The 14,422-nt window shown below is 38.2% G+C and carries 13 protein-coding genes and 1 rRNA gene; 13 read left to right on the top strand and 1 reads right to left on the bottom strand.

Features of this window, described 5'->3' with window-relative positions:
• Window positions 1–35: 35 nt before the first annotated feature.
• A complete protein-coding gene (rpmH, locus tag CYJ36_RS10150) occupies window positions 36–170 on the bottom strand; it encodes a 50S ribosomal protein L34 (protein WP_070878917.1) in 135 nt (44 codons plus the stop codon).
• 546 nt (window positions 171–716) lie between these two features.
• Between rpmH and dnaA the strand changes: the two genes are divergently transcribed.
• The 13 genes from dnaA to CYJ36_RS10080 all read left to right on the top strand — a co-directional run.
• Window positions 717–2,066, top strand: a complete 1,350-nt coding sequence (dnaA, locus tag CYJ36_RS10145) for a chromosomal replication initiator protein DnaA (protein WP_101567167.1) — start codon at window positions 717–719, stop codon at window positions 2,064–2,066.
• 315 nt (window positions 2,067–2,381) lie between these two features.
• Window positions 2,382–3,518, top strand: coding sequence for a DNA polymerase III subunit beta (gene dnaN / locus CYJ36_RS10140; RefSeq protein ID WP_101567166.1), 1,137 nt, complete (start codon window positions 2,382–2,384; stop codon window positions 3,516–3,518).
• A 201-nt stretch (window positions 3,519–3,719) separates the two neighbouring features.
• The gene (yaaA, locus tag CYJ36_RS10135; RefSeq protein ID WP_101567165.1) at window positions 3,720–3,938 is read left to right on the top strand and encodes a S4 domain-containing protein YaaA; all 219 of its coding nucleotides are present in this window, start codon (window positions 3,720–3,722) and stop codon (window positions 3,936–3,938) included.
• A gap of 131 nt (window positions 3,939–4,069) precedes the next feature.
• Window positions 4,070–5,182, top strand: a complete 1,113-nt coding sequence (recF, locus tag CYJ36_RS10130; protein ID WP_101567164.1) for a DNA replication/repair protein RecF — start codon at window positions 4,070–4,072, stop codon at window positions 5,180–5,182.
• Window positions 5,183–5,197: 15 nt separating this feature from the next.
• Entirely contained in the window at window positions 5,198–5,476 is a 279-nt protein-coding gene (gene remB / locus CYJ36_RS10125) for an extracellular matrix regulator RemB (protein WP_101567163.1), read from the top strand.
• Window positions 5,477–5,523: 47 nt separating this feature from the next.
• A complete protein-coding gene (gene gyrB, locus CYJ36_RS10120) occupies window positions 5,524–7,446 on the top strand; it encodes a DNA topoisomerase (ATP-hydrolyzing) subunit B (protein ID WP_101567162.1) in 1,923 nt (640 codons plus the stop codon).
• Between the two features lie 195 nt (window positions 7,447–7,641).
• Window positions 7,642–7,872, top strand: a complete 231-nt coding sequence (locus CYJ36_RS10115; RefSeq protein ID WP_101567161.1) for a spore coat protein — start codon at window positions 7,642–7,644, stop codon at window positions 7,870–7,872.
• 192 nt (window positions 7,873–8,064) lie between these two features.
• On the top strand, window positions 8,065–8,340 hold the full coding sequence (locus CYJ36_RS10110) for a hypothetical protein (RefSeq protein WP_101567160.1): 276 nt from the start codon (window positions 8,065–8,067) through the stop codon (window positions 8,338–8,340).
• Between the two features lie 522 nt (window positions 8,341–8,862).
• Entirely contained in the window at window positions 8,863–11,406 is a 2,544-nt protein-coding gene (gene gyrA / locus CYJ36_RS10100) for a DNA gyrase subunit A (RefSeq protein WP_101567159.1), read from the top strand.
• A 99-nt stretch (window positions 11,407–11,505) separates the two neighbouring features.
• Window positions 11,506–12,606, top strand: coding sequence for an HD-GYP domain-containing protein (locus CYJ36_RS10095; RefSeq protein ID WP_101567158.1), 1,101 nt, complete (start codon window positions 11,506–11,508; stop codon window positions 12,604–12,606).
• A 65-nt stretch (window positions 12,607–12,671) separates the two neighbouring features.
• The gene (locus CYJ36_RS10090) at window positions 12,672–13,235 is read left to right on the top strand and encodes a helix-turn-helix domain-containing protein (protein WP_101567157.1); all 564 of its coding nucleotides are present in this window, start codon (window positions 12,672–12,674) and stop codon (window positions 13,233–13,235) included.
• Window positions 13,136–14,062: an IS3 family transposase gene (locus CYJ36_RS10085; RefSeq protein WP_142382699.1), complete on the top strand. Its 927-nt coding sequence runs from the start codon at window positions 13,136–13,138 to the stop codon at window positions 14,060–14,062. Before CYJ36_RS10090 ends, CYJ36_RS10085 begins: the two co-directional genes overlap by 100 nt.
• A gap of 289 nt (window positions 14,063–14,351) precedes the next feature.
• Window positions 14,352–14,422 (top strand): 16S ribosomal RNA (locus CYJ36_RS10080); the annotation flags it as partial.

The raw sequence follows: 14,422 nt of genomic DNA, 5'->3' as shown, positions 1-14,422 counted from the left end.
GCCATGTAAAAAAGACCACTGACATTTTCAGTGGCCTATGCTGATAATACTTTTCTTCCTTTAAGACGACGTGCAGCTAGCACTTTACGTCCGTTTTTAGTGCTCATGCGAGCGCGGAAACCGTGAACTTTACTATGTTTACGTTTATTTGGTTGGTAAGTTCTTTTCATTATAGACACCTCCCTGAGGAATTGCTGTTAAAGACAGTCTTACTAATTATAGAGAGTGACCTAGTGAATTGTCAACCGTCTGTCATAAAAGTTCTTCAAGATCAAAATCATTTAAAAAGATCTGCATTTTTTATCTGTGGGTAATTTTTCGACAAGATTTTTTTATCCACACCCGTTATCGACAGTTTTTTCACAGAACAAACACGTGTGGACAATTTTTTTCAACAATCTTCCCGATATGTGGATAAGTTTTCAAAAACCATTGCGCCTCTTCGTTTAATTTGATATTATATTTGTGTTTTAACTCTGAATATCTGAATGCTAACGTCTTACTTATCCACACACTGTGGATAACATGTGGAAAGTTTATAAACATCATGTTGAAAAACTTGTCCACAATTTAGAGATTATGTCGAAAAGACGTTTTTCTACTATACTATATATTTATGCACATTTTGTTCGTTTTGTATTTTTATTCATTGACATTCGCACATTGTACAAAACGTGTACAATCACATTTTTTGAAGAAGGAGGGAGATGCCGAATATGGAGAATATTGATGAACTTTGGAGCAAAGCTTTATCTGAAATAGAAAAAAAGTTAAGTAAACCAAGTTTTGAAACTTGGCTGAAATCAACAAAAGCTCATGCTCTCAAGGGAGATACGCTAACTATTACAGCTCCAAATGAATTTGCAAGAGACTGGCTTGAATCTAGATATCTGCATTTAATTGCCAACACAATTTATGAGCTGACGGGCGAGGAATTGCTGATTAAATTTATTATTCCTCAAAACCAGAATGAAGCAGATTTTATGCCAAAATCACCTATAAAACCAATGACAAAAGAGGAAGAACAAATTGAATTGCCGCAAAATATGCTGAATCCTAAGTATACATTTGACACGTTCGTCATTGGATCAGGGAACCGCTTTGCCCACGCAGCATCCCTTGCTGTAGCTGAAGCACCTGCCAAAGCTTATAATCCGCTCTTCATCTATGGTGGAGTTGGACTAGGAAAAACCCATTTAATGCATGCAATTGGCCACTATGTTATCGATCATAAGCCAAATGCAAAAGTTGTCTATTTATCATCTGAAAAATTTACAAATGAATTCATTAATTCGATTCGTGACAATAAAGCGAAGGACTTCCGCAATAAATATCGAAGTGTCGACGTTTTGCTAATAGATGATATTCAATTTCTTGCAGGAAAAGAACAAACACAGGAAGAATTTTTCCATACATTCAATACGCTGCACGAGGAAAGCAAGCAAATCGTTATCTCAAGTGACCGTCCGCCAAAAGAGATACCAACCTTGGAAGATCGCCTGCGTTCCCGTTTTGAATGGGGGTTAATAACGGATATTACACCACCTGATTTGGAGACGAGGATTGCGATTTTGAGAAAAAAGGCAAAGGCTGAGGGTCTTGATATACCTAATGAAGTCATGCTTTATATCGCAAACCAAATTGATTCGAATATTCGTGAACTTGAAGGAGCACTCATACGCGTTGTTGCTTATTCATCCTTAATAAATAAAGATATAAATGCAGATCTTGCTGCAGAGGCGCTAAAGGACATTATTCCAAGCTCTAAGCCCAGAATGATTACAATTGCAGATATTCAGAGGATGGTCGGTCAGCATTTCAGTGTAAAACTAGAAGACTTTAAAGCAAAAAAACGTACAAAATCTGTTGCTTTCCCGAGACAAATTGCTATGTATCTTTCTAGAGAACTTACAGATTCCTCACTGCCTAAAATCGGCGAAGAATTTGGCGGCCGAGATCATACAACTGTCATTCATGCCCATGAAAAAATTTCAAAGCTGCTGCAGGTCGATGATCTGCTTGTCAAACAGCTGAAAGAGATTGAAAATATGCTGAAGGGCTCTTAAAAAAATTTCCTGGATTTCATGTTCTTTTCTATTAGACTGACGCGAAATTTTGAATGGCCGAAACAATAAAGTCTTAGAAAAGAGCCTAAAAAAACTTGCACTTATAAAAATTAATATGGATAATGTGAATAACCAAACACGATTCATACACAGTCTGTCCACAGGTGGATAGGCTGTGTTTCCTTTCGTCAACAGAGTTATACACATTTCCACAGGCCCTACTAGTACTTCTACTATTTTTTTCTTTAAATAATATATATATTAAGCGATTCGCTAAAATATGCTCCCATACGAAAAAAAGGAGGATTTTCCTAAATGAAATTTGTTATTCAAAAAGATCGTTTAGTGCAAAGTGTACAAGATGTTATGAAAGCTGTATCTTCCAGGACAACGATTCCAATCCTGACAGGAATAAAAATGGTCGCAACAGAAGAAGGTGTCACACTTACTGGCAGTGATTCAGATATCTCCATCGAATCTTTTATTCCGACGGAAGAAAACGGCAAAGAAATTGTTGAGATAAAACAAACTGGCAGTGTTGTACTTCAAGCTCGTTTTTTTGGAGAAATTGTTAAAAAACTTCCTAAAGATTCTGTTGAAATAGAAGTTGGCGGGCATCACATGACAGTGATTCGTTCAGGTAAAGCAGAATTTAACCTTAACGGACTTGATGCGGAAGAATATCCTCACCTTCCGCAAGTAGAAGAACATAATAGTTTTAGAGTCCCGACAGATCTCTTGAAAGCCATGATTCGCCAAACCGTATTCTCAGTATCCACCTCAGAAACCCGTCCTATTTTGACAGGTGTCAATTGGAAGCTTGAAAACAGTGAGTTAATCTGTATTGCAACAGATAGCCACCGTCTTGCTCTCAGAAAAGCAAAAATCGAAACAGAGACCGAAAACTCATATAATGTCGTCATTCCTGGTAAAAGCTTAAATGAATTAAGTAAAATCCTTGCAGATACAAGTGATGAGATTGAAATTGTAATTACTGAAAGCCAGGTGCTTTTCAAAGCTGAAAATCTGCTCTTCTTTTCAAGATTGCTTGATGGAAATTATCCAGATACAGCAAGACTAATTCCAGAAGAAAGCAAAACAGAGATCGTGCTTACAACACGTGAATTTCTCCAAGCTATAGACCGGGCATCATTGCTTGCAAAAGAAGGCAGAAATAACGTTGTTAAATTTTCAACGTTAACAGACGGGATTGTTGAAGTGTCATCGAACACTCCTGAAATCGGGAAGGTTATTGAAGAAGTTCAATCCCAGGATATAACGGGAGAAGAATTAAAAATTTCATTTAGCGCAAAATATATGATGGACGCATTGAAAGCATTGGAAGGAACAGAAATAAAAATCAGCTTTACTGGTGCGATGAGACCATTCGTCATTCGTACTCCAGAAGATGATTCCATTTTGCAATTAATTCTTCCGGTAAGAACGTATTAATATAAAGAGCCGCTGGCACTAGCTGGCGGCTTTCTTTTCAATTAACGGGACCTTTAGCTTGCATTGTGTACATCTGGAATGGACACCTCTTTCTTTATAAAGAACATTCATAGATGGGAAAGCTTTAAAAATGTATTGTGAAAGTATGAATAAGTTTAGTAATATTAACTGTTAGTGAATTAAGGAAGAAGGCGATCTGAAGTGTCGAGAAAACCAGTTGAAATTCAAACGGAATTCATTACGCTAGGTCAATTTTTAAAGTTGGCTGAAGTCATTCAAACAGGCGGGATGGCCAAATGGTTTTTACAGGAATACGCTATATTTGTAAATGGAGAACCTGAAAATCGCCGCGGGAAGAAACTTGTGGCTAATGATACGGTTGATATACCAGACTTCGGCTCTTTTATCGTGAAAAATTAAGGCTCTTTTCTATAACATTGTTGCTTTTACAACGTATTTAGTGTGTCAATCGTTATTTATAGTGAATGAGCCTGATTACGGAAAACAACAATCAATGCGAAAACAGCCAAAATTAAAGTTGGTGAACGGATTTGTTTATCAAAGAATTAACCTTGCGGAATTATCGGAATTATGAAGAGCTGACAGTCGAATTTGAAAATAAAGTGAATGTCATATTGGGGGAAAATGCTCAAGGCAAAACAAATGTGATGGAAGCAATTTACGTTTTGGCTATGGCAAAGTCTCATCGTACTTCAAATGATAAAGATCTTATCTATTGGGACAAGGAATATGCTAAAATAGAAGGTAGAGTAGAAAAGAACAGAGGCTCTGTGGCCATGCAGCTCGTTGTTTCGAAAAAAGGAAAAAAAGCGAAGCTCAATCATATTGAACAGCAAAAATTGAGCCAATATGTTGGCGCCATGAATGTCATCATGTTTGCACCTGAGGATTTAAATCTTGTAAAGGGAAGCCCTCAAATCAGACGGCGTTTTATTGATATGGAAATCGGGCAAGTTTCACCGGTTTATCTTCATGATCTAAATAGATTTCAAAAAATCATGCTTCAGCGCAATCAGTATTTAAAGCAAATGCAGATGCGCAGACAGACAGATCGAACGATGCTTGAAGTATTAACATCTCAGCTTGCAGAGTCTGCAGCCAAAGTCATTATCAAAAGAATTGAGTTTATAAAAAAGCTGCAAAAATGGGCTCAGCCGATTCACGCAGGCATCAGCAGAGGACTGGAAACATTGACGATCGAGTATAAAGCATCTGTCGATGTATCAGAAGAAGCAAGTTTGTCGAAAATGATAGAAGCGTATGAAGAGAAGTTTGATAAAATAAAAGAAAGAGAAATTGAGCGGGGAGCCACGCTTGCAGGACCTCATCGCGATGACCTCTTATTTTTTGTAAATGATCGGGATGTCCAGACGTTCGGTTCTCAAGGCCAGCAGCGGACAACAGCTTTATCGCTGAAATTAGCAGAAATAGAATTAATTCATGAAGAAATTGGAGAATATCCAATTTTGCTTCTTGATGATGTTTTGTCAGAATTAGACGATTTCAGGCAATCGCATTTATTAAATACCATTCAAGGGAAAGTGCAGACATTTGTTACGACAACCAATGTTGAAGGCATTGACCATCAAACGTTAAAAGAAGCAACAACATACCGGGTCTCAAAAGGCATGCTGACACGCTGAAAAGAGGTGATTTTCTTGTATATTCACTTAGGAGATAATTTTGTGATTCCCTCAAAAGAAGTTGTCATGATTATCGATCATCATTCTTCAAAAACATCCAAGATTGTCACTGAGTTTTTAGAAAAGCAGCAAAATCATGCGGTTAAGCTTGCAAATGGCGAGACAAAGTCAATTGTGGTAACCACAGATAAAATTTATTTTTCCCCGCTTGCATCTGGTACGTTAAAAAAACGGGCGAAATTTACATTTGACATAGAAATGGATTTGGATGAACCATTAAAAAATCATTCTTAATAAATCTTTATAAGCCCTTAGGAAAAGTGTAGGTGATCATAGTGGCGATGGAACAAAAACAAATAGAACAGCAAACTTATGATGAAAACCAAATACAAGTATTAGAAGGCTTAGAGGCAGTCCGCAAACGTCCAGGGATGTATATTGGATCAACAGCCGCGAAAGGTCTTCATCATCTCGTATGGGAAATTGTTGATAACAGTATTGATGAAGCGTTAGCTGGTTACTGTGATGAAATCAACATCATTATTGAAGAGGACAACAGCATAACAGTAAAGGACAATGGACGCGGAATTCCAGTCGGCATTCATGAAAAGATGGGTCGTCCTGCAGTTGAAGTCATCATGACAGTACTCCATGCCGGAGGAAAATTCGGCGGCGGAGGATACAAGGTGTCAGGAGGACTTCATGGTGTAGGTGCATCTGTCGTTAACGCACTTTCCACCGTCCTTGAGGTAACGGTTTACCGTGAAGGCAAAATTCATTACCAAAAATTCGAGCGCGGAGTACCTGCTGGTGATTTGGAAGTGATTGGAGAAACGGAATTAACAGGAACGACAACTCACTTTTGTCCAGATAATGAAATTTTCACTGAAACAATTGAATATGATTATGATACTCTGGCTAATCGGTTGAGAGAACTTGCTTTCTTAAACCGCAATATTAAACTGACAATCGAAGATAAACGTGAAAATAAACGTAAAAATGAATATCTTTACGAAGGCGGAATTAAATCTTATGTCGAACATTTAAACCGCACGCGTGAGGTGATCCATGAAGAACCTGTCTACATGGAAGCTGAAAAAGACGGCATTACAGTAGAGGTTGCTCTGCAATACAATGATTCTTATACAAGCAATATTTACTCTTTTGCCAACAATATTCATACGTATGAAGGCGGAACGCATGAAGCTGGATTTAAAACAGCACTTACGAGAGTAATCAATGATTATGCCCGTAAAAACGGAGCGTTTAAAGAGAATGATGCCAATTTGACGGGCGATGATGTTCGTGAAGGAATAACAGCGATTATTTCTGTTAAACATCCTGATCCGCAGTTTGAAGGACAAACGAAAACAAAATTAGGAAATTCAGAAACCCGAACGGTTACAGATAATCTTTTTGCAGAAGGTTTTGAGAAATTTTTATTAGAAAATCCTTCTACTGCCAAAAAAATCCTCGAAAAAGGATTAATGGCTTCAAGAGCCCGTCTTGCTGCAAAAAAAGCTCGTGAATTGACACGCCGGAAAAGTGCTCTTGAAATTTCAAATCTGCCAGGTAAACTAGCAGACTGTTCTTCTAAAGACCCTTCTATTTCTGAATTATACGTCGTTGAGGGTGACTCTGCGGGAGGATCTGCTAAACAAGGACGCGATCGTCATTTTCAGGCGATTTTGCCGCTTAGAGGAAAAATCATTAATGTTGAAAAAGCTAGATTGGATAAAATTCTATCCAACAATGAAATCCGCACCATCATTACTGCTCTAGGTACTGGAATTGCGGAAGATTTCGACATTTCAAAGGCGCGATATCATAAAATTATTATCATGACAGATGCTGACGTTGATGGCGCGCATATTCGTACTCTCCTGCTTACATTCTTTTATCGTTATATGCGCCAAATTATTGAAAATGGCTATGTCTACATTGCACAGCCGCCTCTATTCAAAGTACAGCAAGGCAAACGTATTGAATATGCCTACAACGACAGAGAGATGGAAAAGCTGATGGCAGAATTGCCGGCTCAGCCTAAACCAGGAATTCAGCGTTACAAAGGTCTTGGGGAAATGAACCCTGAGCAGCTTTGGGAAACAACGATGGATCCGAGCACAAGAACGTTCCTTCAAGTCACACTCGAAGATGCAATGGAAGCTGATGAAACGTTTGACATCCTCATGGGTGACAAAGTTGAACCTCGCCGAAATTTCATTGAAGGAAATGCTCAGTATGTTAAGAATTTGGATATCTAATACGGAAAAACACTAGCTGCAATAAATAACCTGCTGCCTGTGTTTTTCATAATCTTGTAAGAAGGCAAAGCGGAATGCTTTGCCTTTTCTTTATGTTTTCTGCTGAGAAATTAGCATTTAGCCCACTACTTTTAAAGTTGTCCTGCATATCTTTTTAAAGTAAGTAGGCAAATTATCTAAGCAGGAGGCGTAAAAATGAATAATCCTCAAGTGTATCATCAACATGGCTTCAGACGTCCTTTTGGATTCGGGGGACCAGGCTTTGGTTTCGGAGGACCAGGTTTTGGCTTTCCGTTTGCAACTGGCTTCTTGGGAGGCCTTGCGGCAGGTGCTTTATTAACTCCTGGTTATGGCTATGGCTATGGTTATGGATATCCTTACCCTTATTATCCGCCTTACCCATATCCGTATTATCCATACTATTAACAACTTCCAAAAACATCCAAACGGATGTTTTTTCTTTTTGATCAATCCAATTTTTGTGATCTATATCATTTTTCTCTCCGTTAGTCATTGTGTAAATACCCATAAACCAAATCCTTGATACGGCAACTGAAGGACGCTTAAAAGCAGCTGACCTTGAGACCGGCCTTAAAGAACATATCAATCAATTGCTGAATGCATATAACAGCTATACTGGAAAAGATTGCAGAATATGAAAACATCCATGTTGCATACAGCCATACGTTTGGAGTTGGCCAGGCAATTTCAGGTGCTATTGTTGATCAATTCCCTGAAAAATTTGCGGGTGAAAAGCCATCTGAAATGCCTAAAACAGGTAAGGGTGGAATGAGCAAGACGAACAGCAGTGTAATCTTAAGGAGCGTGTTTGGATTTATCTTAGCATCAGTAACGATTGCAATGATCGTTCGCAGAAAAGCAGTAAATAACTAGGCAAGATAAAGAGAGGGGGCAGGGTTACCCTCCTTTTTCTGTCTTATTTGAATGGAAAAAATAGGAAGATTAAGTACATGATGGGCAATTATTCTTGCAGTTATTTTTCTTGCGGGATGCGGAAATTCAGCAGAAAATGGTGAGGCCCGTATCAACAGCGCTGAGGCGGACGACACAACCAGCTGAATTTAATTACATGCACAAGAACATTTAATCAAGATGAGCGGACACATGAAGAAAGATTAGTTGTTTATACAGAATTAAAAGAATCGCAAAACTAGAGAATCCTTGCCCATATAGGCAAGGATTCTTTGTATGTATTGAATTTTCTCTGAATTTGACGTGTAATGTCATAGGTTTATTGATATAATGGAGAGTAGGCTATTATTTATATTCTATTAAGCCATACATAATCAGTTTGATATATTATGCTTCATCAAGATGCGTAATATCAAAAGTTTTCCGGAGATCCTTTAACTCCCGTTTTTTAAATGGAACTATATAGATTAGGGAGGTTCAACCATGGAAGAAAATAAAACTCCTCAAGTAAAAGAGATTAATATTAGTCAGGAAATGCGTTCATCATTTTTGGACTATGCAATGAGCGTAATTGTTTCACGTGCGCTACCTGACGTTCGAGATGGCTTAAAGCCTGTTCATCGCCGTATTTTATATGCGATGAATGATTTGGGAATGACTTCTGACAAACCTTTTAAGAAATCAGCCCGTATCGTCGGCGAAGTAATCGGTAAGTATCATCCTCATGGTGATAGTGCTGTTTATGATTCAATGGTCCGGATGGCACAAGACTTTAACTTCCGTTACATGCTTGTTGATGGACATGGGAATTTCGGTTCTGTGGATGGTGACGGAGCAGCGGCGATGCGTTATACAGAAGCGCGTATGTCGAAAATTGCGATGGAGCTTATTCGCGACATTAATAAAGATACGATCGACTATCAAGATAACTATGACGGTTCAGAACGCGAACCTGTTGTTCTCCCATCCCGTTATCCAAATCTGCTTGTAAACGGTGCTGCAGGTATTGCGGTTGGAATGGCAACAAATATTCCTCCGCATCAGCTTGGTGAAGTCATTGATGGTGTCCTTGCTGTCAGTAAAGACCCGGAAGTAACCATTCCTGAATTGATGGAGATCATTCCTGGTCCCGATTTCCCTACATCAGGGCAAATCATCGGCAGAAGCGGCATCCGCAAAGCATATGAAACAGGTCGCGGATCTATTACTATTCGTGCAAAAGTAGAGATAGAGGAAAAAGCGAATGGTAAAGAAGTTATCATTGTTAAAGAACTTCCTTACCAAGTAAATAAGGCGAAATTGATTGAAAAAATTGCAGAACTCGTTCGTGATAAGAAGATAGAAGGCATAACAGATTTGCGTGATGAATCAGACCGTACTGGCATGCGCATCGTAATTGAAGTTCGAAAAGATGCTAATTCAAATGTTCTTTTGAATAATCTTTACAAGCAGACTGCCCTTCAAACAAGTTTTGGAATCAATATGCTTGCCCTTGTGAATGGTCAGCCTCAAGTGCTGAACATCAAACAATTTCTTGTTTACTATTTAGATCATCAAAAGGTTATTATTCGCCGCCGGACTGCCTTCGAACTTCGCAAAGCAGAGGCTCGCGCCCATATTTTAGAAGGGTTAAGAATTGCATTGGATCATCTGGACGAGGTTATTGCATTAATCCGCAGTTCTCAAACGACAGATATCGCTAGACAAGGTTTAATGGAAAACTTCTCCCTATCTGAAAAACAAGCACAAGCGATTTTAGATATGCGTCTGCAGCGTTTAACGGGTCTTGAAAGAGAAAAGATTGAAGAAGAGTATCAAGGTCTTGTTCAGCTAATAGCAGAGCTTAAAGCAATATTAGCAGATGAGGAAAAAGTGCTTGAGATTATTCGTGAGGAATTAGAAGAGATCAAAGAACGATTCAATGATAAACGCCGAACTGAAATTGTTTCTGGCGGAATTGAGATGATTGAAGACGAAGATCTTATTCCTGTTGAAAACATTGTCATCACTCTAACGCACAATGGTTATGTAAAACGTCTCCCAGTTTCAACCTACCGCAGCCAACGACGCGGAGGAAGAGGCATTCAGGGAATGGGAACGAACGATGATGATTTCGTTGAACATCTATTAACGACTTCCACTCATGACACGATTTTATTCTTTACGAATAAAGGTAAGGTTTACCGTGCGAAAGGGTACGAAATTCCTGAGTATGGAAGAACAGCAAAAGGTCTGCCAATCATAAATCTATTGGAAGTTGAAAAAGGAGAATGGGTGAATGCGATTATTCCTGTTTCCGAATTCGCAGATAATTGGTCTCTCTTCTTTACAACAAAAGAAGGGATTTCAAAACGATCACCGCTTTCTCAATTTGCCAATATCCGAAAAGGCGGTTTAATTGCCGTAAATCTCCGTGAAAATGATGAGCTCATTTCTGTGCGTTTAACAGATGGAACGAAGCACATTATGATTGGAACTAAAAACGGTATGCTCATTCGATTCCCTGAAACAGATGTACGTTCAATGGGACGTACTGCAACTGGAGTAAAAGGGATTACCCTCGATCAGGATGATGAAGTTGTCGGCATGGAAATATTAGAAGAAGATGTCGATGTTCTAGTAGTTACGCGCAATGGTTTTGGGAAAAGAACCCCTGCTTTCGAGTACCGGATTCAAAGCCGCGGCGGTAAAGGAATCAAAACATGTAATGTTACCGAGAAAAATGGGACTGTTATTTCTGTTAAGCCTTCAACAGGAGAAGAGGATCTGATGCTGATTACAGCAAGCGGAGTTCTTATCCGGATGGCAATCGACAGCATTTCTACAACTGGACGGAACACGCAAGGTGTTAAACTTATCAAGCTTGGCGACGAAGAACATGTTGCAACAGTTGCTGTTGTTGAAAAAGAAGAGCTAGAACCAGAGGAAATGGAACTTCTGGAAAACGAAGAAGGAACAGAAGGAGAATCTCCTGCTGAAAAAGATGTAAATGAAGTCGGTTTGAATGAACAAGATACAGAAGAATAAATAGGTTAAGGCATAGCTGATCAGCTATGCCTTTTTTATTTTTAAAAACCATTTTCTTCTAAATGAAATCGTATATAATATGGATGGGGAGGGGTTCATGTGAGAGTCCATATTAATCAGGTATGCGAAGGATGTATTATCTCAAAAGAGGTTTACTCCATTTCGCACAGACCATTAATTCGTAAAAGCACTGTCTTAAATCAAGATCTGCTGCAAATATTGCGGGCTTTTCTAATAGATGAAGTTGAAGTAGAACCTTTTCTTAATAATGGGACGGCATTTAAACCTGCTGGTGCAAGTCTGGTTTCAAGAGCGAGATCCGCTGATAACGATTCTGCAGCTGAAATCAGGCAAAATACTGATTTCTCTGTAATGTATTTACAAGCAGTTCAAGCTTATAAAAAACTATATCTTGATTGGCAATCCGGTGCATTAGTTGATATCTCAAAAATCAGAAGTCTCTTAATACCTGCAGTTGAAAATGGATTAAATCAGCCAGATGAAATTTTTAAAACCTATCATTATTCCAAAACTGACGAGTATCTTTATCATCATTCTGTATCTGTTGCGTTATTAAGTGCATATTTAGGGAAGAGATTAGGATTTTCACATGGTGATACGATTCAGCTTGCAATGACGGGGCTGCTTTGTGACTGTGGAATGACGAAGCTGGATCAGGGGTTTGTCTCAAAAAAGATTGCACTGACAGATAAGGAGTATAAAGAAATAAAGCAGCATCCTGTTTACAGCTATAAGATGCTGAAAAACATCGTTTCTCTTAAAGAAGCGGTCAAAGTGGGTGTTTTGCAGCATCATGAACGTTTGGATGGGAGCGGGTATCCGCTTGGGGTAAAGACAGACCAGCTGCATCCTTTTGGAAAAATCGCTGCACTTGCTGATACATATCAAGCAATGATTTCTGAACGTCCATATCGCAATAGGCAATCGCCATTCAAAGTTTTAGAACAGCTCATGCAAGATGAATTTGGCAAGTTTGATCTGACTGCACTTAATGAACTGAAGAAAGGTTTATTAAAATTCAGTTCCGGAACAAATGTCAGATTGTCAGATGGACGTAAAGCAGAGATTGTTTTTGTAGAAGATCAATATCCTACCAGACCTCTTATTAAGGTAGATGAAACAAGTGAAATTGTTGCATTAAAAGATCATCGGCACTTGTTTATAGATGAAATTATATAAGAGCAATTTTGGTACTGCACCCCAAAAGTTAGAGTGAAATCTGACTTTTGGGGTGTTTTTATTTTATGGCTAAGTATAGTGATGAATTTAAACTTATGGTTGTAAGAGAGTATCAAGAAGGAAAACTTGGACACAAGCTTTTAGCTAAGAAACATGGTATAAAGTCATATTCACAAGTTCAGAGATGGATAGATATATACGAGAAGTTTGGAGCAAAGGGATTAACAAAAAAGCAGCATAGAGAAACTTATTCTGTTCAATTCAAACTTGATGTATTAAGCTTTATGAAAAGAACAGGTTCTTCAGAAACGGAAACAGCTCTTCAATTCGGGTTAACAAATCCTCCTATGATCGCTTCTTGGAAAAAAGCTTTTTTGGAGGGTGGTGCTGAATTTCTGGAAAGACCAAAAGGACGGCCGCCTATGTCTGATAAGAATAAGAAAAGACAGAACAAACCAACAGAAGAAACGAAAATGACTTACGAACAAAAGTTGGAAAGAGAAAATGAACTTCTTCGTTTAGAGGTAGAATACTTAAAAAAGTTGCGAGCTTTTCAGATGGATCCGGAAGGCTATCTCGAAAAGCACAAGCAGCGCTATCATTCGAACTCAAAGAAAAATTCCAATTAAAAGATGTTTTACAGATAGTTGGTATTCCAGAATCTACTTTTCACTATCACATAAAAATGATGAAGAAGAAGAATCCTGATGAAGAACTAGAAGCATGCATTCAATTAATTTTTGAAGAAAACCACGGCAATTATGGTTATCGTCGTGTCCATTTGGAATTAGGAAACCGAGGTTTAAAGGTAAATCATAAAAAGGTTCAACGTATTATGAAGAAACTTGGACTCAAAGGTGAAAAGTTCAGGCGAAAATCACGCAAGTATAGTTCATATAAAGGAACGGTTGGAGCAATTGCGAAGAATCGTATTAATCGTCGTTTTCACACAAATGTAAGCCATCAAAAATTAACAACAGATATCACAGAATTTAAGTGTTTAGATAGTGTTAAATTGTATCTAAATCCAATCATGGATATGTTTAATGGTGAAATTCTTTCGTATGGGATTAGTATGCGCCCAAGCTTAGAACTTGCGTTAAAACCTCTCGAGGAAGCCCTTGAAATCGTAAAAGACTCAAAATACAGGACAACTATACATTCTGATCAGGGTTGGCACTATCAACATATAAAATGGGTAAAGACACTGAGAGAAAACAAGGTATTTCAGAGTATGTCGAGAAAAGGAAACTGTATTGATAATTCGCCTATGGAGAACTTTTTTGGCCTGTTAAAACAAGAGATGTATCACGGTGAGGTCCGATGTTCATTTGAAGATTTAAAAAAGAAGATTGAAGAATATATTATTTATTATAATAACAAACGTATAAAGCAGAAATTGGCAGGCATGAGTCCGGTTCAATACCGTATCCACACCAGCCAATTAGCAGCATAATATAAAACTTTAACTTTTGGGGGTCACATCATTTTTTGCTCTTTTCTTATTGCTTATTTAGAAAGATGCTGATATACTTCTATAAGTCAGTAACAAACCTTCTACATTAAAAAATGTTAATGAAAATTATTTCAAAAAAACAATTGACATTAACCAAGTAGAGATGGTATATTAAAGAGGTCGCTTCAGCAGAAGACGACATCAAAAGTTCTTTGAAAACTAAACAAAACCAAAAGCGTACCAAACGTTTTAAATTTTTGAAGTCAGCAACAAATTGAGTCACAAATTTTCTTCGGAGAGTTTGATCCTGGCTCAGGACGAACGCTGGCGGCGTGCCTAATACATGCAAGTCGAGCGGAC

Origin of the sequence: Bacillus sp. UMB0893, from assembly GCF_002858905.1 — a bacterium.
In the GTDB taxonomy this organism is placed as follows: Bacteria; Bacillota; Bacilli; order Bacillales; family Bacillaceae; genus Bacillus_P.
This window is presented reverse-complemented; position numbering and strand designations above follow the sequence as displayed.